Below are 22,006 nucleotides of genomic sequence, written 5' to 3' on the forward strand. Positions count from 1 at the left end.
ATCCGCTGTGCAGTACCAGACGGTTATTTTCAAAACGAAATGTAAGGAATGGAATCTTGAAGAGGGCTTTATTTATCGTTCATATCGATTTGATCATCGAAACAAGGAAAATGAATTAGGGTTTGTTTCGTTGATTGTAGATGCGATAAAAAAACAGGCGGTTGGATAGAGCAGCATAATTGCTTTATACATAATTTTGGACAACATGGGGGCAGACGAGATGAAGATTATTAAAGTAGAAGCTCAATGTAGATTGCTAAATGAGATGCAGCATTTTTATCATCAAGTACTAGGATTAGAGTTATTGGATAAGACAGAACATTCATTTTGTGTGCAAATTGGTAGTACTGCGCTATATTTCGAGCGAACGGATGAGACATTGCCATCTTCGTATCATTTTGCCATCAATATTCCTGAAAACCAAATTGCTGATTCGCTGGAGTTCGTACGAAAACAGGTGAATCCGATTCAGGAGGATGGACAAACCATTATACATTTTGAGGATTGGAATGCACATTCTTTCTACTTCCTAGATCCCGATGGCAATATTCTTGAATGCATTGCGAGACACAATCTTTCTAACGCATCAAATGAAAAATTCTCCATATCCAGCTATATTAATATAAGCGAAGTAGGAGTTCCTGTTCGTGATGTAAGAGCGGCAGTGGAAACCATGAAGACAGAATTGGGCATAAACTATTGGCTGGAACAAAGTGATACGTTTACACCAGTCGGAGATGAAGAAGGATTAATCATCTTGGTCAAAGAAGGGCGACAGTGGTTTATGTCTGACGTCATAGCAGCACCACTACCTACTAAGATTCATATAGATGATGCACAAGGCAGCGTCATTACATACTCGTCACAAAATGAAATCAAGATAATAACTAAACATACTTAAAGAGGCATGATATGAATCTTACCATTCCATCGCAACAGCTGATTCAGGATATCGAATCTTCAGAGATCGACTATATGACAGAACGTATGATTGCGATTCAGAACAGACCAAATAATCCTGAAGGAATCGAGGTCCAGCATTTTGGAAATGCGGTATGTTTCTATAGTCGAACAATGCCGTGGCCAACATTTAATACGGTAAAGGGCCTGACAAGCGCAGATATTGAATATGTTGAGTCGATTGTTGATTTTTATAGAAGCAGAGACAGAAAAGTTCAGTTCGAAATCATCCCATCCATGGTCGATCACCGGTTTTTGAAGCGCTTAGCAGACTTGGGACTGTATCAATCGGGATTCCATTGCTCTTTGTATACAGATCCCGCGTTCCCTAAGGAAGAGATTCAAGATGGGGTTACTATTAAGGAAGTTCAAGAAGATCAGTTTGATTTGTATGCCAGGATACATTGCAGAGGAACGGGATTATCGGATGACGGCATTCCTTATGTAGCTCAAAACAATAAGGTATTGTGTCAGCGTGATGGCTGGAAGTTCTTTATCGCGTATGTGAATGAAGTTCCGGCGGCGGCAAGTGTCATGTATATGAACAATCATTTGGCTTCATTGACCTTTGCAGCGACATTGCCGGAATATCGAACCCGCGGATTGCACAATAGGATGCTGCAAAGAAGATTAGTAGAAGCGAATCGTAATGATTGCAGACTTGCAATCAGTCAATGTGCTTTCCTATCACAGAGTCATCGTAACATGGAGCGTATAGGGATGAAGTTGGGGTATGTCAGAACTTCTTGGACGGAGGCTTAATGCGATGGAATGATAGATTATAGGAGAATAAAGTATGTAATTCATCTTTCAATAGACCTGGCCGAGGAGATAGTTAATGTAGGTCGGGTCTATTTGTGTATTTGCTTAAAGACAGGAAATAAAAAGAATGGCGAGAAATCACAAGGGGGGCTTGCCATGAAATATTCGGCAGTAGTGTTGGACTTGGACGGAACACTTCTTAATTCTAAAAAAGAAATATCCCAAAGAAATATGAAGGTCGTATTAAGCTGTTTCGAGCAGGGGATGAAATGATTGTATTCGGTGATGATTATAACGATTTTGGTTTGTTTGAAAAATGTGGAATGCAATAAAGGAATTGAAGGAGATAGCGTTCAGCGTTACGGATACCAATGATAATGACGGTGTAGCTAAAGCCTTAGAGGAACTATTAAGGAAAAAGGAAACCAATCGAATTTTAACTTAGAAGATGCACATATAACTTCAATTATGGATATCGACTGATATGATTGTTATGATTCCAAGTGTATGCTACTATAACAACAAATATATGGAATTTTGACTCTGAGTACTAGATTGCTTCCTAACTTAACCCCACATCACGACTCTATGATTGAATTCATTTCGTTGTATGATCCTCATCTATCAAAAGTATTTCATAATTGCCGAGGTTTGATTTTCAAGGAGGGATTTCTTTGAATGTAAATCATATGGATTATTATAAGCATCGGTATCTCAATTGTTTTAAAGCACAGTACCTTGCCGAATTGCTTGATAAAGGAATACCCGTGGATTATCTTTTTTTTGATGCTTATGTGGAGACGGATGACATTCTTGAGCATGCCATTCATAATGGGCAGGATCGTTGGACAATGAGCGTAAAGACCCTGAGTGAATTGAGCTATGTCGGTCTATACATTTTGTATCGATATTTTCCCTCAATGTCGGCAGCGTATCCGTATGTGAAAGATAAGCTTGCAGCTAATAAAACCTTATATATGTGGGCTTCGCAAAATCATTTGCCGCATTTGGCGCATTTGCCAGACGGCGTTCATGTAATTGGACTCCAATCTTATAATGAAGAGGCTGGAACGTTCACCATCTCTGATGTTCCTGGTATATCGGGGCATCCGTATGAAGAAATACACATCCAGAATGCCTTTAATTATTTGGAAGATAGCTTTAAGTACATTTATTATATTTATGACGAAGATTATATTTTTACAGAAGAGATTGTTGAGATTTTAATTAAAAAATTCGAAGACAGTTTCTTGCTGGTTAACGAGGATATAAAATTGTACGATCGTATGAATGAGCTGTATCAGCTTCACTATGATAACAAAGAGGATCAGTTGAAATTGTACCACAGTATGGAGACTGCATTGGCCGTTATCGCGGGTTCTCGTTATTTCCTAGCTAAGTTTTTAAAAGTAATTCACTACCCACCTATAGCTCAATTAGGAGAGATCATTAAGCATGCTGATAGTCTCCAAAAAGTATTCCTCAAAGCGAAAGTTGGAGCGAACATCAGCAACTACAAAGTTGAAGATAAGCTGCTGCTGTTAAAGTTATTAGAAAAAGAAACAATAGTAAAGATTAAACAATTGATTGTGCAAAAGAGAGAGGAACGCGAACTTCGTAAGGGTGCAAGTGAGACAACTCGTAGTACAATTACCGACATTGGACTAACTTGCAAAATGCTAGATTTGAATAAGGTTAAGCTAGACTGGATTGAGGTTATTCAGGAAGATTACTTATATAGCTATGAGATATATGTTAATGACACACTGCATGGAACTACCCTGTCGAATACTTATGAAATAACGAATCTTGCGTATGACAGCTGTTTGGAAATACGCATACGAGTTAAAAATTTCTCTGGTTATATCGAGCAGTGTAATGATCGTGTAACGATCCAGACGGGGTATAAAGATACGAACTACGCGCTCGGCAAACCGGTTACCTGTTCGTCAGAGGAAACGTCTATCTTCACGAAAGAAAATGTGAATAATGGCGTTGAGGGTACGAGATGGGGAAGCGTTGTTGGAAGCGACAACGAGTGGATTTGTATTGATTTATTAGAACAAACGGAAGTTCAGCGAATCGTATTGAATTGGGAATCTTATGCTCAATCTTATACGATTGATGTATCCGATGACAATGTCACCTGGCAAACCATTGTTACAAACGATAATGGTACAGGTGGAGTTGAGGAGTTTAATAACCTCAAAGATATCAAGTGCAGATATATAAAAATGAACGGCCGAAAACGAGGCACGACTTGGGGTTATTCATTATGGGATTTTGAAGTGTATGCAGTCTGATACATGTAATAGGAGAAAGCAATTCAGTGAAACGTCTGGATTGCTTTTTTCGTACAGAAAGAAAATTTTTCTTCCAAGTACTGTACCTATGATATAATGATTGGCGTAAATTTGATGCAAGAGGTGGAATCAAAGTGCAGCAAAGTCGATTGCGATTCAGTCTGCAAGGTACGATTCTTTGGTTGGTCTGCAGCGTGGTAGCGATATCTCTATTTGTGACAGGTATTCTTATTGAGCGACAGACTGCCTATAATACGGCGAATTTAGTGGAGGAAAAGGCGACTTCCGTTGCTCGCACAATTGCAACCGTTCCCATGATGGCAGAAGCGCTAAGTGGAAAAAGACCTGAGGAACAAATTCAACATTATGCGGATCTTGTACGCCAGAAGACGGGAATGGAATATATCGTTATTATGGATATTAACGGAATCCGCAAGTCGCATCCCGATGTTTCCATGATTGGCAAGCCCTTTGTTGGCGGAGATGAAAAGCCAGCATTACAGGGGCAAGAGCATGTATCTTATGGCGAAGGGACTTTAGGTAAATCACTACGTGCTTTTAAACCCATTATGACCGAAGAAGGAGTACAAGTAGGGGTGGTAGCCGTTGGTATTTCATTGGAGCATGTTGAGGATGCGGTAACGAAAAACAGATGGATTATTTATCTTGGCCTGCTGTTTGGTGCTGTAGCTGGTGGATTAGGGGCTGTTCTGCTTGCTCGTAAAATTAAACGCATTTTGTTTGGATTGGAACCTGCTGCCATTGCTCATATGCTGGAACAGCGCAGTGCGATGCTTCAATCTATTCGTGAAGGCATCGTAGCTGTTGAGCGGGATGGCACAGTTACCCTTATGAATGAAGAAGCAATACGATTATTTGATAAAGCAGGAGTAAATACAGCTGCGCTAGGGAAGTATGCGGAAGAGATCATACCCGGATTCCTAAGGCAAACTATTCATACGAAACAGGCTGTCCCGAACAGAGAAATTGAATTAAGAGGCATTAGTCTTATTGTAAGTAGCGTTCCCATTTTGGTTAATGGGAAAGTGGCGGGTGCAATTGCGACCTTCAGAGACAAGACGGAAGTGAGTCAACTTGCGGAGAGGCTTACAGGTGTAAGTATGTATGCAGATGCTCTGCGCGCACAAGCGCATGAATTTATGAATAAATTGCATGTCATTCTTGGACTTGTCCATATGAAGGAATATGAGCGATTACAACAATATGTGAGTGAAGTAGCGAATCGTCATCAAGAAGATATTGGGGTAATTATGAGGCAGGTGCGTGATCCAGTTATAGCGGGCTTTTTACTAGGTAAAATGAGCAGAGCTCGTGAACTATGTATTCATTTCCAGCTTAGCGAAACGAGTTATCTTCCAGAATCTGAGCAATCTACAACTGCCCATCAATTAATTACGATTCTAGGCAATTTGGTAGACAATGCTATGGAAGCGCTGTCTAATGAAAAAGACGGTACGGTTCGGATTGACTTTTATGAAGATGAAGGCATATTAACGATTAAAGTTATCAATAATGGTCCGGGTATTCCTGATTGTGTAAGACCACATATGTTTGAGCTGGGTTTCTCTACAAAAGGGGAAGATCGAGGCTACGGTCTCCATCTTGTCCAGCAATGTGTAGCGCAAGCATATGGAACTTTGGCTGTGGAGTCCAATTCTAGTAGAGGCACTTCCATTTCGGTTATGATTCCTTATCCTAGCAAGAGAGAGAGCTGACGAAAGTTGATAAAGGTAATGATCGTTGAAGATGATCCAATGGTTAGGGAATTTAACAAACATTATTTGCAGCAGATGAATGGTTTTCAGCATATTACTTCCGTATCCAACGGAGATGAGGCAATCGATGTTCTCCAGAAAGAACCGATTGATTTGATTTTGCTTGATATTTATATGCCCGGAATGAACGGCTTGCAGCTCCTGGAGACGATTCGCTTGCGTGATCAGGCTGTAGATGTCATTGTCATTACCGCAGCAAGTGATATTGTAAGTGTGAAAAAGGCTTTGCGGCTTGGCGCAGTTGATTATTTGATTAAACCCTTTGAATTTGCAAGGTTTCAAGCAGCACTTAGTACGTATCGTGAAGAAGTCAACTTGATGCAGAGCCAGAATCAGATGAGCCAAGAGGAGCTGGACAAGCTTTTGTTCCACACTGCTGATGCAAAAGGAAATGTTGAAGTCGCTGATTTGCCAAAAGGCTTGACAAGGAACACATTGCAATTGGTATATAACTGCGTGGATGACATGAAAGGGAAGTCATTTACGACGGAGGAATTATCTGCGCAAGTAGGGATATCACGAGTTTCAATGCGAAAATATTTGCAGTTTCTTAGCGAGGCTGGCGTTCTGGACGTTGAAATATGCTACGGATTTATTGGTAGACCTTCCTACACATATCGTTTTCTACCTGACAAAGTAAGTCGCATTCATCGTTATTTATAAAGTATCGTCTCATAGATACATGAAGGGCAGCCGAATAGGCTGCTTTTTTCATTTGTAATAGTTTCGTAGTTTTACTTACTTTAATTACAAAACGAAACATTAAATTTCATATTATATGAATGCGTTTACATTTCGAATATGATGAAAACGTAATCACAACTTGGAGGTGCTGCAGAGATGGAGAATGTCGGTCAACTTAAAGTCAAACCACAGACAGAATCTAAAAAAGCAAACTTTTTAACGCAGCTTAGTGAAATAAAAGTTGGAGTCATTCCACTTCCGCTTTATGCTGCTTTAGCAACAATCGTGTTTCTAGCTGCTTACTTTAGCAAGCTGCCAACGGACATGATCGGTGGTTTCGCGGTTATCATCGTGTTGGGTGTTTTGTTAGGCGATATCGGATTAAGAGTACCTATTCTCAAAGACATCGGGGGACCAGCCATTCTTGCTATTTTCGTCCCTTCGACTATGGTGTTCTTAAATTGGTTTAACCCTAATTCCATGGAAGCCGTTCATGTGTTAATGAAGGAATCGAACTTCTTGTACTTCTACATTTCGGTATTAGTTGCTGGAAGTATTCTTGGGATGAATCGTACAGTATTGATTAAAGGTTTTTCTAGAATGTTTGTACCGCTCGTATTGGGTACGCTTGCTTCTGTTGGTGCAGGTTTGCTTGTAGGTATGGCGTTTGGCTATAGTGCTTATCACACATTCTTCTTTATTATCGTACCGATTATTGGCGGTGGAATTGGAGAAGGCATCTTGCCGCTATCGATTGCATATTCTGCGATTCTTGGAGAATCATCTGCTACTTATGTATCGATGATGATTCCAGCGGCGATTATCGGTAACGTGGTCGCTATCATTTGCGCAGGTTTGTTGAAGCGTCTTGGTGAGAAACGCCCGCATTTGAGTGGTAATGGAATCCTAGTTAAGTCTGGTGCAGACAACGATCTTTTGAATACGAAAGAAGAAGAGAAGAAGATTGATTTTGCTCAAATGGGTACTGGCTTGCTTGTAGCTTGCAGCTTCTTCATCTTTGGAGCACTAATGTCCAAATTCGTAGGCATTCCAGGTGCAATTATTATGATTATCGCTGCAGCCGTAGCGAAATATGCTAAATTGCTTCCTACGAAAGTAGAGCATGGTGCATTCCACTTGTACAAGTTTGTATCTACGTCATTGACTTGGCCGCTTATGGTTGGTCTCGGTATGCTGTATGTACCGCTAAATGATGTTGTAAAAGTAATCAGCCCTGGCTACATCTTAGTTTGCGCATCTGTAGTATTAGCGATGGTTGGTACAGGCTTCTTCATTGCTCGTTTTATGAACATGTACCCGGTAGAATCTGCAATCGTAACAGGATGTCACAGCGGCTTGGGCGGTACAGGCGATGTAGCGATTCTATCTGCATCTAACCGTATGGGAATGATGCCATTCGCTCAAATTTCTACTCGTCTTGGTGGAGCAGCTACCGTAATTTTAGCAACATTGCTATTGAATTTCTTTAGCTAATACACGATATATAAAAAAAGACAGCCTTGCACATTACACAACATGGATAGGGAATGGTTTCATCCAGATGAATCAAAATGCAGATGAGCCAACGAGGAGGAACATATTGTGAAAGAACGCAGCAACATGAATAAGCAGCTTACCGTTACAATCCGAGTAAAATACGGTAAAGAGAAAGTGGCATTTGGAACGTTAGCGACACAAATTGGTTATGATGGCGGCGATATTATCGGTATCGATGTTATTTCATCGACAAAGACGCATCATATTCGTGATATCACGGTTAATGTTGCAGATCCAGAGCATGGACAAATGATAGGTGAGCAATTGTCTAAGCTGGAAGGCGTAGTCGTGATTCATATTTCAGACCAAACATTCCTGCTGCATGTTGGCGGTAAAATCGAAATGAAGCCGAAACATCCAGTTACAAGCCGTCAAATGCTTTCGAAAGTTTATACGCCTGGGGTAGCAAGAATTTGTACGGCTATTGCAGATGATCCTGATAAAGCTCATTCCTTAACGATCAAGCGCAATACAGTTGCTGTTGTATCTGATGGAACGGCGGTGCTCGGTCTGGGCGACATTGGCCCAGCAGCAGCAATGCCTGTTATGGAAGGAAAGGCGATGCTGTTCAAGCAACTGGCTGGTGTTGATGCTTTCCCGATTTGCCTAGATACTAAAGATCCAGATGAAATCGTACGGATCGTCAAGGCTATGGCTCCAACATTCGGAGGGATTAACCTTGAGGATATTTCATCTCCACGCTGCTTCGAAATTGAAGCGCGACTGAAGCAAGAATTGGACATTCCTGTATTCCATGACGATCAGCATGGTACGGCAGTAGTTATCTTGGCGGGACTTATCAACGCTCTAAAAGTATGCGGCAAGCGACTAGAAGATATTAAAGTCGTTGTAAATGGTATTGGCTCCGCCGGCATTGCATGTACGAAAATGCTGATTAAGGCAGGTGTTCGTCATGTCGTCGGTGTAGATCGTGCTGGTGCGATTTGTAGAGGCATCCAATATGATAACCCACAATGGAATATGTATGCACAGATTACGAACCCAGACAATTTAAGTGGATCACTTTCGGATGTTATTGCTGGAGCGGATGTATTTATCGGTGTATCTGCACCTGGTGTATTGAAAATTGAAGACATTAAGAAGATGGCAGTTGATCCGATTGTGTTCGCGATGGCGAACCCGATTCCAGAGATTGATCCGGATGTAGCAGCGCCATTTGTTAGAGTCATGGCGACAGGGCGTTCGGATTATCCAAACCAAATTAACAACGTACACTGTTTCCCAGGTATTTTCCGTGGTGCGCTAGATTGTCGTGCTACTGATATCACGGAAGAGATGAAGTTGGCAGCTGCGCATGCGATTGCTTCTGTTGTAACAGAAGATCAACTGAGCGAGACTTACATTATCCCGAACGTATTTAATGAACAAGTTGCTAAAAGCGTTCGAACGGCGGTTATTAAGGCAGCGCATCAATCAGGCGTAGCCCGTAAGATGCCGCTGGACATGCAATCTTCTGAAGAAGCTAGTACGGAGGAATCAGCTAGCTTTGAGGAGCAGCTTGAAATCGTTTGGAATTAAGACAAATTAGGATAGAATATATGCTGCGCATTTCGGTTCATACAGTATAAAAAAACAGCCCTTATCCTATATAGGACAAGGGCTGTTGTATATCGCTAAAGTTTTATAGTTCGGATACCTGCGCCATGGAACTGAGCTTCTTGGATAGCATCATTAGAACCAAGCCAAGAACGATAGCAGCAGCGCCTATAATGGCAAATACGTTGAAATAGCCAAGTGTCTTAATGTTAGAAGCGAATTGGCTTCCTAAAATGTTGGCAATTCCTGTACTTGATAACCATACTCCCATTAACAGGGAAGTTAGTTTAACCGGAGAAATTTTGTTTACGATGGACAAGCCAACTGGCGACAAGAACAATTCCCCAAGTGTGTGGAAGAAGTATGTTCCAACGATAAACATAATATGAGCTTGAGATATAACGCTATTTGGATCGCTACCTGTTTGCATAACTGCTACTAGCAGTACCATGTAACCTACACCCAATAGTACCATCCCGAGTCCCATTTTCACTCCGAAGCTTAGGTCTCCACGTTTGGAACGAGCAAGCTTCAACCATAGTGCAGAGACGATTGGTGCAAGAATAATAATGAACAATGGATTGATGGATTGGAACCAAGATGTCGGAATTTCAAAACCGAATATGGTTTTATCTACAAATTGATTCGTATACAACGTTAACAACCCGCCTGCTTGTTCAAATCCTGCCCAGAAGAAAATAACAAAGCATGTGACAATTAAAATAACTTTTGTGCGCTGCTTTTCAAGTGGTGTTAATGGAGTTTTGACTGCAGCAGTCTTTTGATCGTTCTTACTGCGCACAGGTGCTTTACCGATATCACCAAGATATTTAGGAGCTAGTGTATTAAAAATAATTTGCCCGATGATCATACCAATACCTGAAGCTAAGAATGCATATTTATAACCGTACAAGATTGTATCAGCCATAGGAATTTTGAACAACTGCTCAGCCAAGTAGCCGCACACGAGCGGTGCGAACAGGCTGCCCACGTTGATACCCATGTAGAATATCGTATAAGCGGAGTCTACACGACGGTCACCCTTAGGATACAAATCGCCGACAAGCGTAGAGACATTCGGTTTGAAGAATCCATTACCGATAATGATAAAGGCAAGACCGGTATACAACATAGTCGTGGTTTGATCCATAAATAGAGCGAAGTTTCCGATTGCAATACAGATACCGCCAATGGTTACAGCAAGTCTTCTTCCGAGATATTTATCAGATAAATATCCACCCAATAGTGGTGTGAAGTAACATGCTCCGGTAAAAATACCGTAAACCGTAAGAGCGGTACTTTCTGAAAAACCTAAACCTCCGCTAATTAACGCGGTAGTTAAGTAAAGTACGAGCATAGCTCTCATTCCATAGTAACTGAATCTTTCCCACATTTCCGTGAAAAATAGTACATACAAGCCTGGTGGATGCTTGTCCTTACGATTCGTTGCATTGGAAGCGGCTGCTTGATGAGTTGACATGATGTGTTCCTCCTGTCCGCAACGTTTATAATTATAACAAACGGTAGTTTATTATTCATGATCATACGCCGATCTATTGTGGGGTGTCAACTGGAAATAGGGATTTGTAATACTGAAATCCCATTATTTTCAATAATATCTTAATATATTATTAAATATAAACAGGTTGTAAACTTTACATTCATGGTACATATTACTAAGCTGTAATTTGCGGATAATAAACAGGTATGGAATTCAGAATGTCAGCACGTAACATAATAATGAGAAATAGGGTAAATTAATTTCAGCGCGTGGGCGAATGAATGGGATTGTGGTGGCGTAACCGTACAAAAAGGGTCGCTGACACTGACTATATAGTCATGTTGCTGTGGAGAGAGTCAAATGCGGCTGGATTCAGACTTTGTAACTTTTGAAACAAGAAATTATAATAAGAGTATCTCTATTTCAAGAATTATGAAATCTAATGTCAAAAGGAGAAGGTACCTATCTAATGGAAATTCCCACGGTTGAGTTTATCCTCATAGCTATACTAATTGGATTGACTGCATTTTTCGTAGCAACAGAATTTGCTATCGTCAAAATTCGTACGAGCCGTATCGATCAATTGGTATTGGAAGGACAAAAAAACGCCCTGGCAGCTAAAAAAGTAATCAGTAATTTAGATGGATACTTGTCTGCTTGTCAGTTGGGTATTACCATTACCGCACTTGGATTAGGATGGTTAGGAGAACCGACAGTTGAGAAACTGCTACATCCTCTTTTTAACGAGTTTGGTATTAGACCAGAACTGGCCGGAGTCCTTTCTTTTGTGATTGCATTTGTACTGATGACCTACATTCATGTAGTTGTAGGTGAACTTGCGCCTAAATCATTGGCCATTCAAAAAGCAGAAAAGATCACTTTGCTATTAGCAAAGCCAATCATTTTCTTTTATAAAATTATGTATCCGTTCATTTGGCTCTTGAATGGTTCAGCGAATGCACTAATTCGCTTGTTCGGATTGAAGCCTGCTAGTGAGCACGAAGAGGCTCACTCTGAAGAAGAGCTTCAAATCATCTTAAGTGAGAGCTACGAAAGCGGTAAAATCAATAACACGGAATATGGATATGTGAGCCGAATTTTTGCTTTTGATGAATTGCTAGCTAAAGAAATCATGGTACCTCGTACAGATATGATCTCCTTAGATGGTGATCTTACTGTATTGGAAAACATTCCGATTATGCGAGAGGAACAGTATACTCGTTATCCTGTCATTCATAATGACAAGGACAATGTAATCGGGATGGTCAACATGAAGCAATTGTTCCTTACGATGGATGGCACTCTTCGTGAACAACCGTTGAAGAACTTAATTCGCCCTGTACTGACAGTTTCAGAAGCAATGCCGGTTAAGCAGTTGCTTCGCAAGATGCAGCAGGATCATATTCATATGGCGATACTAGTCGATGAATACGGCGGTACATCAGGTATGATTACGATTGAGGATATACTCGAAGAAATCGTCGGTGAGATTCGAGATGAATTCGATGCCGAAGAACGCGCTGAGGTGGAGCGAGTAGGTGAAGGGCATTATCGTGTAGATGGTAAAGTATTGCTAAGTGACGTCAATGACCTGCTTGGTACGCATCTAGAAAGCGATGATTTTGACACGATTGCAGGCTGGTTGTACGATCGTCACCCTGAAGGCAAACGCGGCAGTAAAATCGTCGTGGAAGGGGTCATGTTCACTATCTTAGAAAAAGAACGCCACCGTATCCGCAAAATTGAATTGAAGCGAATGGATTCGGAAGAAGGACAGTAATTCAACATTTACAGTTCATAGTCATTATGATATGTTAAGAATAACCAATAAAATAATAGCACAGTGGCCGAAAGCATCGGACAATTCTCATTACTCGAGGATTGTCCTTTTTTGCGTTTCCAGGGGTTGCCAAGCGTGCTCAAAAGGAGATATATTCATATGAAACAAACCGTCGATCTGAAGTCATTTTATGTAGCGGGTACTTTTCATGAATGCTATGAGGATATGTACCACCATGTAACGGAACAAAGCTCGGTTCATGGAGGCACCTTTCTTAACAAACAGAAGGTGATGCCGATGGTGTATGGATTACGGTTGGAACAGCGTTATTTCTCCGGAGTACGATGTCATAGCAATCGGGATATTTCGGATGGTGACTATGTCATTGAGGTGCGTGGAGGAAGTTATGAAATGAGGCCTTACAATCAGCTTTGTTTGGAAGCGGAGGGTAATCTGTCAGACGCTTCTTCTATAGAGCTTCCGAAGCCGATTACGATCATTGAATTTGTTTCAACTCCTGATGGTTATGCCCCTTGGTGGTGCTACATTCCGGTATCTTTTAAGCCTTGGGAGGATATGAGAAACGATCGTAGATTACCTCGTCACTTGAAGGCAGACATGGTGCTCAGGGAATCACGCAGATGTTTTACACTTGCTTATTAGCTGAATAACTAACATGATGAGGGGGAAGATGCGATGAATATTCGGCCAATTCTAAAAGAAGATGCTATTCATGTTCAACTAGTCGCTAAGCAGTCATGGAATGCTGCTTATGGTGACATCTATCCACAATCCTTTATTGAGGAATTCGTCAGTAGTGCTTACAGTATGGATAATCTGGAGCGAAGTGCAGAGAGAGATGCGCAAAGAGAGGAACGGCATTTTTATGTCTGTGAACTAGAAGGCGCTATTATTGCGTTTGCCCAGGTTATGAAGCAAGAGTCGGCGGGAGAATATGAGTTACTGCGTATATATGTGCACCCAGATCGGCAGAATGCAGGTGCTGGACGCTTGCTGTTATCTAATTATCTGTCTACAATGCCTCACATGAACAAGCTTGTCGCTTGGGTAGAGGATAAAAATGAGCTAGGCCGGCGTTTCTATGAGCGTAATGGTTTTGTACAGACTTCTCATATGGTGGAGAAGCATGAACACTTTGAGACTCAACTTATAGAGTACACCTGGCAGCGAACATTTTAATTTTAATTCCGTATGTAATAGGTAATAGATGAGAGAATAATATAAACATAGACAGAGCACCGAGTGATCGGTGCTTTTTTATAGTGTGAATTGATCATTTGGTTGTTTATGTATGAAATTAATTTCATCGAAGATTAAATTTTTATTTGGAAAACGTTAACACACATACTCTAGTTGACGTTGTAAGCGTTTTTCAGTTACTATGTAATCAAATGACAAACACTTCTTTGACATAATTTCATAATGAAATGATAACGTATCGAAACGGATTGGCTAATTTTGATAGGGTGCAGTAAGGAGATAACATTTTTATGATTGAAAATGAAAAGCCTTACATCGTAGTAGAAGTTGCAAAACTTTATTATCAAATGGACCTCAGCCAGAAGGAGATTGCAGAAAAGCTAGGAATATCTCGCCCTTCTGTATCACGTTACTTAAAGCTGGCGAAGCAAAGTGGAGTCGTTAAGATTGAAGTATTTGATCCTATCGATTACTGCTCAAGCTTGAAGGAACAGTTTCAGCAGCATTTCAATTTGAAAGAGTGCATCATTACGATGGCACCTGTAAATGATTCAGAAGTTATTAAAGAGGTAATATCTGAGAGTGTAGCCCAATATGTTCATGACATTGTCAAGGACGGTGATACGATTGGCGTCACATGGGGAACGACACTGTATAAGATCGCCGGCAAAATGACTTCGAAGCATGTACAAAATGTAAGAGTCGTTCAGTTGAACGGTGGAATAAGCTTCTCAGCGGATACGTACGCGTTCGAAATTGCTAGTCTTGTAAGCGCTGCATTTCATACAACTCCATACTATGTACCGGTTCCCGCAATTGTGGATCATACGTTGGTCAAACAAGCGATTATATCGGACAAGCACATCAAAAAAGTATTGGAGATTGGCCGTGAAGCAAACATTGCTATTGTAACAACAGGTACGCATCATAGTAATTCTGTTCTAATGAAGGCTGGCTATTTATCGCCTGATGAAATGAAGGCGTTGGATCAGACGAAGGCAGTCGGTGATATTTGCGCTCGTTATATTAATAGAGATGGACAAATCTGCTCTACAGACTTAGACGAACGTACAATAGGGATTGAACTGGATGTTCTTGCAAAGAAGGAAACTAGCATATTAGCAGCAGGTGGACGTGAAAAAGTAGATGTGATGTTAGGTGCTTTGCGAGGACGTTATGTAAATGTACTTGTAACAGACCAATTCACAGCTCAAGCTATGCTAGACCAATTGAACGCAAACTAATGGAATGAAGAAAGGAAGATTCAAGATGAACCAGCAACTTGCAAACATGATTGACCATACGCTATTGAAACCTAATGTACAAGATGAGCAAATCGTTGAACTATGCAAAGAGGCACGTGAGTATCAATTCGCTTCTGTTTGTGTTGAGCCTTGCTATGTATCTCTAGCAGCTGAGCAGTTGAAAGATAGCGGAGTAGAAATTTGTACAGTTATCGGTTTCCCGCTTGGAGCAAACACATTGGCAACAAAAGTGTTTGAAGCAAAAGATGCAATTGCAAACGGTGCAACTGAAATCGATTATGTATTGAGCATCAGCGATGTATTGAACGGACGTTGGGAGCAAGTTGAGCGTGAAATGCGTGCGTTTACAGAACTTCGTGACGAAGCAAATGCAGGCGTAATCGTTAAAGTCATCTTGGAGACTTGTTACTTGACGGATGCACAAGTTGTAGAAGCTTGCCGCTTGGCTCGTGAAACAGGATTGGATTTCGTGAAAACGTCTACAGGTTTTGGTACAGGTGGAGCAACAGTTGATCACATTCGTATGATGCGTGAAACAGTCGGTGATGCATGTGGAGTGAAAGCGTCTGGCGGCATTCGTACACGTGAAGACGCATTGGCGATGGTAGAAGCAGGAGCAAGCCGTATTGGTGCAAGTGCAAGCGTTGCAATCGTTACGGATGGCGGCAGCAATGAAGGTAGCGGGTATTAAGATTTAGAGTTTTAATTGTGTGGCTTTTCGCTAATAGCGAACGAAAAGTTTGTCACACATTCATCTTAGGGAGGACATCTCATGAACGTGTTAAGCGGCTTGATAGGGATTGCAGTTATTTTTGGAATCGGTTTTCTAATGTCTTCGAATCGTAAAGCGATTAAACCGCGTACGATATTGATTGGTTTGCTGCTGCAAATTACCTTCGCTTACTTGGCTATTAAAAATGAATATGGCGTAAAAGTAATGGGGACGCTGTCTAACTTTGTTAATGGTTTGATCGGTTATGCGAATGACGGAATTATGTTCTTATTCGGTGGATTATATACAGAGCAATCTGGTATTGCATTTGTGTTCGCATTCCAAGTGTTGCCGCTAGTTATATTCTTCGGAGCACTTATTGCAGCGCTTTATCATCTAGGCATTATGCAAATTATTATTCGTGTACTTGGTGGCGGTATTTCTAAGCTTCTCGGTACAAGCAAGCCAGAATCTTTGTCTGCTGCAGCGAATATCTTTGTTGGTCAGTCTGAAGCACCACTTGTTGTTAAGCCATTCCTTCCCAAAATGACAAAGTCTGAGTTGTTCGCGGTAGTAACGGGTGGTCTAGCATCCGTATCCGGTTCTGTATTGGCTGGTATCGCAGGAATGGGTGTTGACCTTAAGTTCTTGTTGGCAGCTTGCTTTATGTCTATGCCATCCGGACTTATTATGGCGAAGTTGTTCATGCCTGAAACGGACAATTCCGAACGCACATTTACAATTGATGTGAAGAAAAATCAAGGTGAATCGGTTAACTTGATTGAAGCGATTTCCGTTGGTGCAATCGACGGTATGAAGCTAGCAGCTACAATTGGTGCAATGTTGCTTGCAATGACTTCCCTTATTGCGATGTTGAACGGTGGTCTTGGCGCAGTTGGTGGATGGTTCGGATTCAGCATTACACTTGAGCAAATCTTTGGCTATATCTTTGCTCCATTAGCACTAGCAATCGGTGTTCCTTGGTCTGAAGCTGTACAAGCTGGTACGTTTATCGGTCAAAAGATTGTATTGAACGAATTTGTTGCATACTCTAACTTTGCTCCTGTAATGGGCACACTGTCTGAGAAGACACAAGTTATTATTACATTCGCATTGTGCGGATTTGCTAACTTCTCCTCGATTGCAATCTGTGTAGGCGGTATCGGAAGCCTTGTTCCTGAGCGTCGTGCAGAAATTGCTTCGATCGGTCTAAGAGCGATGTTCGCAGGGGTGCTTGCTTCCTTGCTAAGTGCAACAATTGCAGGTATGTTCGTATAATAAGAAGAAACAAGCTATAATAAGATAGCGATAACTTAAACAATAGTTGTTATATTATGTTTAGACACGGAGGGTTTTATTATGCATCAAACAGCGCATATTAATGAAGCAAAAGACTTTATTTTGACAAAGACGAATCTTCGCCCAACAATCGGTATGATTCTTGGTTCTGGTCTTGGCGGTCTTGCGGACGATATTGCTAACGCAGTTGTCATTCCGTACAGTGAAATTCCTCACTTTGCAAAGTCTGAGGCAGTAGGACATGCAAACGAGCTTGTTATCGGTGAATTGGAAGGTAAGATCGTCGTAGCTATGAAAGGTCGCTTCCACTACTATGAAGGTTATTCGTTGGATGATGTTACCTTCCCAGTACGTGTTATGAAAGCGCTTGGTGTGGAAAACGTAATTATTACGAATGCTTGTGGCGCGGTAAATACGAGCTACAAAGCTGGCGAGCTTATGCTTATTACAGACCACTTGAACCTTGTTATGAACAACCCGCTAATGGGACCTAACAACGACGAGCTAGGCGTTCGTTTCCAAGACTTGTCCAAAGCATACAGCCCAGAGCTTCGTGAATTGGCTCTACGTGTTGCAGATGCTCAAGGTATCAAAATGCAGCAAGGTGTATACGCTTGGTGGACAGGCCCAGCTTACGAAACACCAGCTGAAATCCGCATGATCCGTACGCTTGGCGCTGATGCAGTGGGGATGTCTACGGTACCAGAAGTTATCGTAGCGAACCACGCAGGCTTGAACGTACTAGGTATTTCTTGCTTGACGAACATGGCTTGTGGTATTCTTGACCAACCGCTTAACCACGAAGAGGTTATCGAGGTAGCTGCACAAGTAAGAACTTCATTCGTTGCACTTATTAAAGGAATCTTGAAAGAAGTTTAATCACATATAAAGTAGTGAGATAAGGGTCTTATTCGTTAAGGCCCTTTTCTTATTTATTAATTTTTGAGGTGAATGGTTGCAGTGAAAGGAATTATTTATGTTTTATTGGGAGCATGTTTCTACGGAGTATTATCTACGTTCGTAAAACTTGCATATGGTGAAGGTTTCATCGTCAATGATGTTGTAGGTATTCAGCTGCTGGTTGGTGCATTGATCCTATGGGGCCTGGTAGGTGGCAAGAAGCTGATAGGCTCTAAGCAAGCTGGAAAGGCTAGTCGCCAGCCAGCTATGAATGAGGCGTTGTTTTTGCTTGTTGTGGGTTCCTCTACGGGGCTAACTGGTGTCTTCTATTATCAGAGCTTGCAATATGTATCCGCTTCCTTCGCGATATTGCTCTTATTCCAGTTCACTTGGATGGGGGTTGTATTAGAAGCGATCACTACACGCAAATTTCCTGCTAAAGAGAAGTTGGTTGCACTTATTCCGTTGTTAGTAGGAACAGTCATTGCTGGTGGAATGCTGTCTAAGGGAGTTACTTTCCATACGCAAGGTATCATATACGGTCTATTATCGGCTCTAACGTATACGATATTTATTTTTGTTAGTGGTCGTGTAGCGACAGATGCTGACTCTATCACGCGCACTGCCTATATGGTAACAGGCGGCTTTATCGTAGCGGCCATCGTCGTGACACCTACATTCTTCTTCGATCCGTCCATTATTTTCGATGGACTTGGCAAATACGGCTTGATTCTTGGTATTATGGGTCCTGTTTTATCGACGCTGTTCTTTGCAAAAGGAGTACCGCTTACGGGGGCTGGCATGGCCTCTATTTTAGGGGCGATGGAGCTTCCAATGGCCATCGTGATGTCGATGCTTGTGCTTCATGAGCATGTGAGTCTGCTTCAATGGGGCGGTGTTGCGCTCATTATGTTTGGCGTAGCATGGCCGGAGTTAGTTAAGCGTAGACGAATGAGAAAGGCTTCAACCGCATAAATGAAAAGGGAGCGTAGAGCTCCCTTTTTTTTGTATGTAGAGCAGGGAGGTTTTTTGTAGATTAGATTTGTAAATATACAGTAGAAATCCTCGAAAAATAACTTATATGCATCTATGCAGCAAGACTTAGTGACGAACTGTCCCTGAGTCTTATTGTTTATTTTGTAGAAGTTGTCTACAAATATATTGCTAATACTAGAGTAGCGGCGTACAATCTTGGCGAAAGCACAATCTATTACGAAAGGGAAGCTTGTGCTGTTCATTACTAGACTATTCTTATGAAGAGGAGAAATGAAAATGATCAAGAAACTTACGGTAGCAAGTGTGTTGGCAGTAGCGCTGCTCGGTTCAGCAGTTGGGGTGCAGGCAGCGGCAGTTACTACGAATCAGGTATCCTCTTTAGGATATCAAACAAATAGCTATGGAGCAGAGGCAGGCGTGAAATCTCTCCATAATATCCCTCCTGGATGGGTACATGTAAGAACAACGGGTCCGAGTTGGGATCAAACATTCATTATTAAAAATCTAAATGGCGCCCCTTATGGAGCGGAAGTAGGCATCAAGTCATTTTATAATCTACCTAGTGGTTGGGTTCATGTAAGTACGACAGGACCAAGTTGGGATCAAACGTTCATTATTAAAAATCTAAATGGTGCTCCAAGCGGAGCGCAAGTAGGAGTGAAATCATTCTATAACATACCTGTCGGGTGGGTGCATATTTCAACGACAGGTCCAAGTTGGGATCAAACATATATTTACAAAAAACTTTAATTCACCTTACATGTACTAGCATTAATATTCCTCTTCGTTTCTTCTATACGACACACTTTTAAGGCGTTTTAGCATGATTCAGCGGCTATACTGACTTTTCAGAGTATTCTTCTTCCATTAAGTTTGTGAGAATTCATCCTTTTTACTATGTGACATTTTTAAAATGTAAAGCTAAAAAGCCTGCAATACTCTTGCACCAGCTTAAGCTGACGAAAAGAGATTGCAGGCTCTTTATGTTATTTTGTAATGTGATTATAAAAGGGTTATACTGCTGCGGCAGCAGTTTTATCAGCGCACTCTGTTGAACAGTGTCCGTTGTGCTCAGCTTCGCACTCGTCACAAACGATATGCTGCAAGTGGCAGGAATCAAGCTCACAGTTAATATAACGATCTGCTGGCTTTTCACAGTGATGACAGCGACCTACGATAACCGCTTCATCTGTATGGTTGATTGGCACAGAAATACGCTCATCAAATACATAGCATGAACCATCGAATAATCTTCCTTGTACCTCTGTATCTTTACCATAGGTAACGATACCACCGTCAAGTTGGTATACTTCATCGAAGCCTTCTTGAATCATCCAGCTGCTCAAAATCTCACAGCGGATACCGCCCGTACAGTACGTAAGGATCTTCTTGTCCTTAAGATCACTCATATTTTCACGAATCCACTCTGGGAACTCTCTAAAGCTGTCAACTTCAGGACGAATTGCATTGCGGAAGTGCCCGAGATCGAATTCATAGCCTGTACGGCCATCAAGTACGACTACATCATCACGTTGTAAATACTCATGCCATTCTGCTGGGCTAAGATGGCCACCTGTAAGTACATTAGGATCAAGATTTCTATCATCTACACGGAACGTAACAAGTTCCTTTTTATAACGGACATGCATCTTTTTAAAAGCATGTTCTTCTACTGGATCTATTTTAAAAACCGTATCTGCAAACAGAGGGTTTTGTTTCAAATCCTGCATATACTGTTCTGTTTGTTCGATTGTTCCTGTTAATGTACCATTGATACCGCCATCCGCGATCAAGATGCGACCTTTAATGCCTAACTGTTTGCAATATTCCAAATGTTCTTGAGCAAGCTGCTCAGCATTCGGAACGTCAACAAATTTATAGAAAAGCAAAAGTGCAAATTTAGCTTTTTCAGTCAAATGAATCACCTGTTCGTTTAGATTTGGGTACTGTTCTTAGCGACTATTTGCATAGTGACTGATCAGTACGTGTTAGATAGTAAACCATTTTCTATAGAAAGTATTGTATCACAAATAGTGATGAAATTCACAGTGGGAGTTCAATCCTAATCTGACAGTAAGCTAGAATTATCATACGGGGAGATTATGGACAATTTATCCACTTCGATGGTTAAATGAAGAGACGGTTATTAAGCAGATTTTATTTAACATCTGGGAGGTTTCTATGATACATACATTAATAGTAGACAATGAAGCAATTGCTAAACAAATGCTTGATGTGCAAATTCCTTCTTATCAAGTAGAGGCTGAATTAATCGGCTTTTATGATATTCCGCCATTGAAGGATACTGTGGAAACATTAATGGCTAGCAATGAGACTTTTAAAGGTTATTATGTAGAGGGAGAACTGACTGCCTTTATTTCTTATATAGACGAGGGACAGTTAATAGATATTTGTCGCTTGGTCGTACATCCCGATCATTTTAGAAAAGGAATTGCTAAAAAACTAGTCGCGCATATTATAGATGATATCGCAAAAAATAAAAAAGTGATTGTGAGTACAGGCGCAAAGAATACACCTGCTAAGCAATTGTACAAACAATGTGGCTTTCAAGAAATGAAAGAAATCGAAGTGGCACCTCATATGTTCATTACTTCGTTTGAGAGAAAATAGGCTCGAAAAACATACCTCGAAAATCATACATAAAGAAGAGCTATTGGTCATTGTTCGGGTTCAACCCTGTTCAATCATCCAA

At 41.1% G+C, this 22,006-nt stretch carries 21 protein-coding genes and 1 pseudogene; 20 read left to right on the plus strand and 2 right to left on the minus strand.

Annotated features, from left to right (window positions below):
- Positions 1-46: 46 nt before the first annotated feature.
- The 10 genes and pseudogenes from FPZ44_RS26775 to FPZ44_RS06175 all read left to right on the plus strand — a co-directional run.
- Positions 47-169 (plus strand): annotated as a pseudogene (locus tag FPZ44_RS26775) (class I SAM-dependent methyltransferase); the annotation flags it as partial.
- Between the two features lie 51 nt (positions 170-220).
- On the plus strand, positions 221-901 hold the full coding sequence (locus tag FPZ44_RS06135) for a VOC family protein (protein WP_186785936.1): 681 nt from the start codon (positions 221-223) through the stop codon (positions 899-901).
- A gap of 11 nt (positions 902-912) precedes the next feature.
- A complete protein-coding gene (locus tag FPZ44_RS06140; protein WP_144988339.1) occupies positions 913-1,722 on the plus strand; it encodes a GNAT family N-acetyltransferase in 810 nt (269 codons plus the stop codon).
- Positions 1,723-1,878: 156 nt separating this feature from the next.
- Complete coding sequence (locus tag FPZ44_RS06145) at positions 1,879-1,995, plus strand: HAD hydrolase family protein (RefSeq protein WP_144988341.1); 117 nt, start codon at positions 1,879-1,881, stop codon at positions 1,993-1,995.
- Positions 1,996-2,038: 43 nt separating this feature from the next.
- Positions 2,039-2,167, plus strand: coding sequence for an HAD hydrolase family protein (locus tag FPZ44_RS06150; protein WP_144988343.1), 129 nt, complete (start codon positions 2,039-2,041; stop codon positions 2,165-2,167).
- A 229-nt stretch (positions 2,168-2,396) separates the two neighbouring features.
- Entirely contained in the window at positions 2,397-4,025 is a 1,629-nt protein-coding gene (locus FPZ44_RS06155) for a discoidin domain-containing protein (protein ID WP_144988345.1), read from the plus strand.
- A 134-nt stretch (positions 4,026-4,159) separates the two neighbouring features.
- Entirely contained in the window at positions 4,160-5,761 is a 1,602-nt protein-coding gene (dcuS, locus tag FPZ44_RS06160; RefSeq protein ID WP_144988347.1) for a DcuS/MalK family sensor histidine kinase, read from the plus strand.
- Between the two features lie 6 nt (positions 5,762-5,767).
- A complete protein-coding gene (locus FPZ44_RS06165) occupies positions 5,768-6,484 on the plus strand; it encodes a response regulator (RefSeq protein ID WP_144988349.1) in 717 nt (238 codons plus the stop codon).
- A gap of 177 nt (positions 6,485-6,661) precedes the next feature.
- Positions 6,662-7,999, plus strand: coding sequence for a 2-hydroxycarboxylate transporter family protein (locus tag FPZ44_RS06170; RefSeq protein ID WP_144988351.1), 1,338 nt, complete (start codon positions 6,662-6,664; stop codon positions 7,997-7,999).
- Between the two features lie 126 nt (positions 8,000-8,125).
- Entirely contained in the window at positions 8,126-9,601 is a 1,476-nt protein-coding gene (locus FPZ44_RS06175) for an NAD-dependent malic enzyme (protein ID WP_144991712.1), read from the plus strand.
- Positions 9,602-9,704: 103 nt separating this feature from the next.
- Here the strand turns inward: FPZ44_RS06175 and FPZ44_RS06180 are convergent, their stop codons facing one another.
- On the minus strand, positions 9,705-11,099 hold the full coding sequence (locus tag FPZ44_RS06180) for a peptide MFS transporter (RefSeq protein WP_144988353.1): 1,395 nt from the start codon (positions 11,097-11,099) through the stop codon (positions 9,705-9,707).
- 490 nt (positions 11,100-11,589) lie between these two features.
- Here FPZ44_RS06180 and FPZ44_RS06185 point away from each other — a divergent pair, with 490 nt between their 5' ends.
- The 9 genes from FPZ44_RS06185 (at position 11,590) to FPZ44_RS06225 (ending at position 20,043) form a co-directional block, all read left to right on the plus strand.
- Positions 11,590-12,900, plus strand: coding sequence for a hemolysin family protein (locus FPZ44_RS06185; RefSeq protein ID WP_144988355.1), 1,311 nt, complete (start codon positions 11,590-11,592; stop codon positions 12,898-12,900).
- Positions 12,901-13,059: 159 nt separating this feature from the next.
- Positions 13,060-13,563 carry a hypothetical protein gene (locus tag FPZ44_RS06190; RefSeq protein WP_144988357.1) on the plus strand — a complete coding sequence of 168 codons (504 nt, stop codon included), beginning with the start codon at positions 13,060-13,062 and terminating at the stop codon, positions 13,561-13,563.
- Positions 13,564-13,596: 33 nt separating this feature from the next.
- The gene (locus tag FPZ44_RS06195; RefSeq protein WP_144988359.1) at positions 13,597-14,100 is read left to right on the plus strand and encodes a GNAT family N-acetyltransferase; all 504 of its coding nucleotides are present in this window, start codon (positions 13,597-13,599) and stop codon (positions 14,098-14,100) included.
- A gap of 311 nt (positions 14,101-14,411) precedes the next feature.
- Positions 14,412-15,365, plus strand: coding sequence for a sugar-binding transcriptional regulator (locus tag FPZ44_RS06200; RefSeq protein WP_261378227.1), 954 nt, complete (start codon positions 14,412-14,414; stop codon positions 15,363-15,365).
- Between the two features lie 25 nt (positions 15,366-15,390).
- Positions 15,391-16,077 carry a deoxyribose-phosphate aldolase gene (deoC, locus tag FPZ44_RS06205; RefSeq protein WP_144988361.1) on the plus strand — a complete coding sequence of 229 codons (687 nt, stop codon included), beginning with the start codon at positions 15,391-15,393 and terminating at the stop codon, positions 16,075-16,077.
- Positions 16,078-16,158: 81 nt separating this feature from the next.
- Positions 16,159-17,376, plus strand: coding sequence for a NupC/NupG family nucleoside CNT transporter (locus tag FPZ44_RS06210; protein ID WP_144988363.1), 1,218 nt, complete (start codon positions 16,159-16,161; stop codon positions 17,374-17,376).
- A gap of 81 nt (positions 17,377-17,457) precedes the next feature.
- Positions 17,458-18,276 (plus strand): purine-nucleoside phosphorylase, encoded by an 819-nt coding sequence (locus tag FPZ44_RS06215; protein ID WP_144988365.1) that lies wholly within the window; start codon positions 17,458-17,460, stop codon positions 18,274-18,276.
- An 81-nt stretch (positions 18,277-18,357) separates the two neighbouring features.
- Positions 18,358-19,272, plus strand: coding sequence for an EamA family transporter (locus tag FPZ44_RS06220; protein ID WP_144988367.1), 915 nt, complete (start codon positions 18,358-18,360; stop codon positions 19,270-19,272).
- Positions 19,273-19,569: 297 nt separating this feature from the next.
- On the plus strand, positions 19,570-20,043 hold the full coding sequence (locus tag FPZ44_RS06225; RefSeq protein ID WP_144988369.1) for a hypothetical protein: 474 nt from the start codon (positions 19,570-19,572) through the stop codon (positions 20,041-20,043).
- A 263-nt stretch (positions 20,044-20,306) separates the two neighbouring features.
- On the opposite strand, the gene trhO is transcribed toward FPZ44_RS06225, so the two are convergent.
- Entirely contained in the window at positions 20,307-21,209 is a 903-nt protein-coding gene (gene trhO / locus FPZ44_RS06230; protein WP_144988371.1) for an oxygen-dependent tRNA uridine(34) hydroxylase TrhO, read from the minus strand.
- 265 nt (positions 21,210-21,474) lie between these two features.
- Between trhO and FPZ44_RS06235 the strand changes: the two genes are divergently transcribed.
- Positions 21,475-21,924 carry a GNAT family N-acetyltransferase gene (locus FPZ44_RS06235; RefSeq protein ID WP_144988373.1) on the plus strand — a complete coding sequence of 150 codons (450 nt, stop codon included), beginning with the start codon at positions 21,475-21,477 and terminating at the stop codon, positions 21,922-21,924.
- Positions 21,925-22,006: the final 82 nt, after the last annotated feature.

It is taken from the genome of Paenibacillus agilis (assembly GCF_007786455.1).
GTDB classification, from domain to species: Bacteria; Bacillota; Bacilli; order Paenibacillales; family Paenibacillaceae; genus Paenibacillus_B; species Paenibacillus_B agilis.

What these genes read in the sequence shown, in the direction of transcription:
- FPZ44_RS06235 (WP_144988373.1), top strand. Translation starts at nt 21,475, where the DNA reads ATGATACATACATTAATAGTAGACAATGAAGCAATTGCTAAACAAATG.
- deoC (WP_144988361.1), top strand. Translation starts at nt 15,391, where the DNA reads ATGAACCAGCAACTTGCAAACATGATTGACCATACGCTATTGAAACCT.
- FPZ44_RS06195 (WP_144988359.1), top strand. Translation starts at nt 13,597, where the DNA reads ATGAATATTCGGCCAATTCTAAAAGAAGATGCTATTCATGTTCAACTA.
- FPZ44_RS06145 (WP_144988341.1), top strand. Translation starts at nt 1,879, where the DNA reads ATGAAATATTCGGCAGTAGTGTTGGACTTGGACGGAACACTTCTTAAT.
- FPZ44_RS06185 (WP_144988355.1), top strand. Translation starts at nt 11,590, where the DNA reads ATGGAAATTCCCACGGTTGAGTTTATCCTCATAGCTATACTAATTGGA.
- FPZ44_RS06175 (WP_144991712.1), top strand. Translation starts at nt 8,126, where the DNA reads ATGAATAAGCAGCTTACCGTTACAATCCGAGTAAAATACGGTAAAGAG.
- FPZ44_RS06140 (WP_144988339.1), top strand. Translation starts at nt 913, where the DNA reads ATGAATCTTACCATTCCATCGCAACAGCTGATTCAGGATATCGAATCT.
- FPZ44_RS06215 (WP_144988365.1), top strand. Translation starts at nt 17,458, where the DNA reads ATGCATCAAACAGCGCATATTAATGAAGCAAAAGACTTTATTTTGACA.
- FPZ44_RS06225 (WP_144988369.1), top strand. Translation starts at nt 19,570, where the DNA reads ATGATCAAGAAACTTACGGTAGCAAGTGTGTTGGCAGTAGCGCTGCTC.
- FPZ44_RS06150 (WP_144988343.1), top strand. Translation starts at nt 2,039, where the DNA reads ATGTGGAATGCAATAAAGGAATTGAAGGAGATAGCGTTCAGCGTTACG.
- FPZ44_RS06190 (WP_144988357.1), top strand. Translation starts at nt 13,060, where the DNA reads ATGAAACAAACCGTCGATCTGAAGTCATTTTATGTAGCGGGTACTTTT.
- FPZ44_RS06180 (WP_144988353.1), bottom strand. Translation starts at nt 11,099, where the DNA reads ATGTCAACTCATCAAGCAGCCGCTTCCAATGCAACGAATCGTAAGGAC.
- FPZ44_RS06135 (WP_186785936.1), top strand. Translation starts at nt 221, where the DNA reads ATGAAGATTATTAAAGTAGAAGCTCAATGTAGATTGCTAAATGAGATG.
- FPZ44_RS06210 (WP_144988363.1), top strand. Translation starts at nt 16,159, where the DNA reads ATGAACGTGTTAAGCGGCTTGATAGGGATTGCAGTTATTTTTGGAATC.
- FPZ44_RS06200 (WP_261378227.1), top strand. Translation starts at nt 14,412, where the DNA reads ATGATTGAAAATGAAAAGCCTTACATCGTAGTAGAAGTTGCAAAACTT.
- FPZ44_RS06170 (WP_144988351.1), top strand. Translation starts at nt 6,662, where the DNA reads ATGGAGAATGTCGGTCAACTTAAAGTCAAACCACAGACAGAATCTAAA.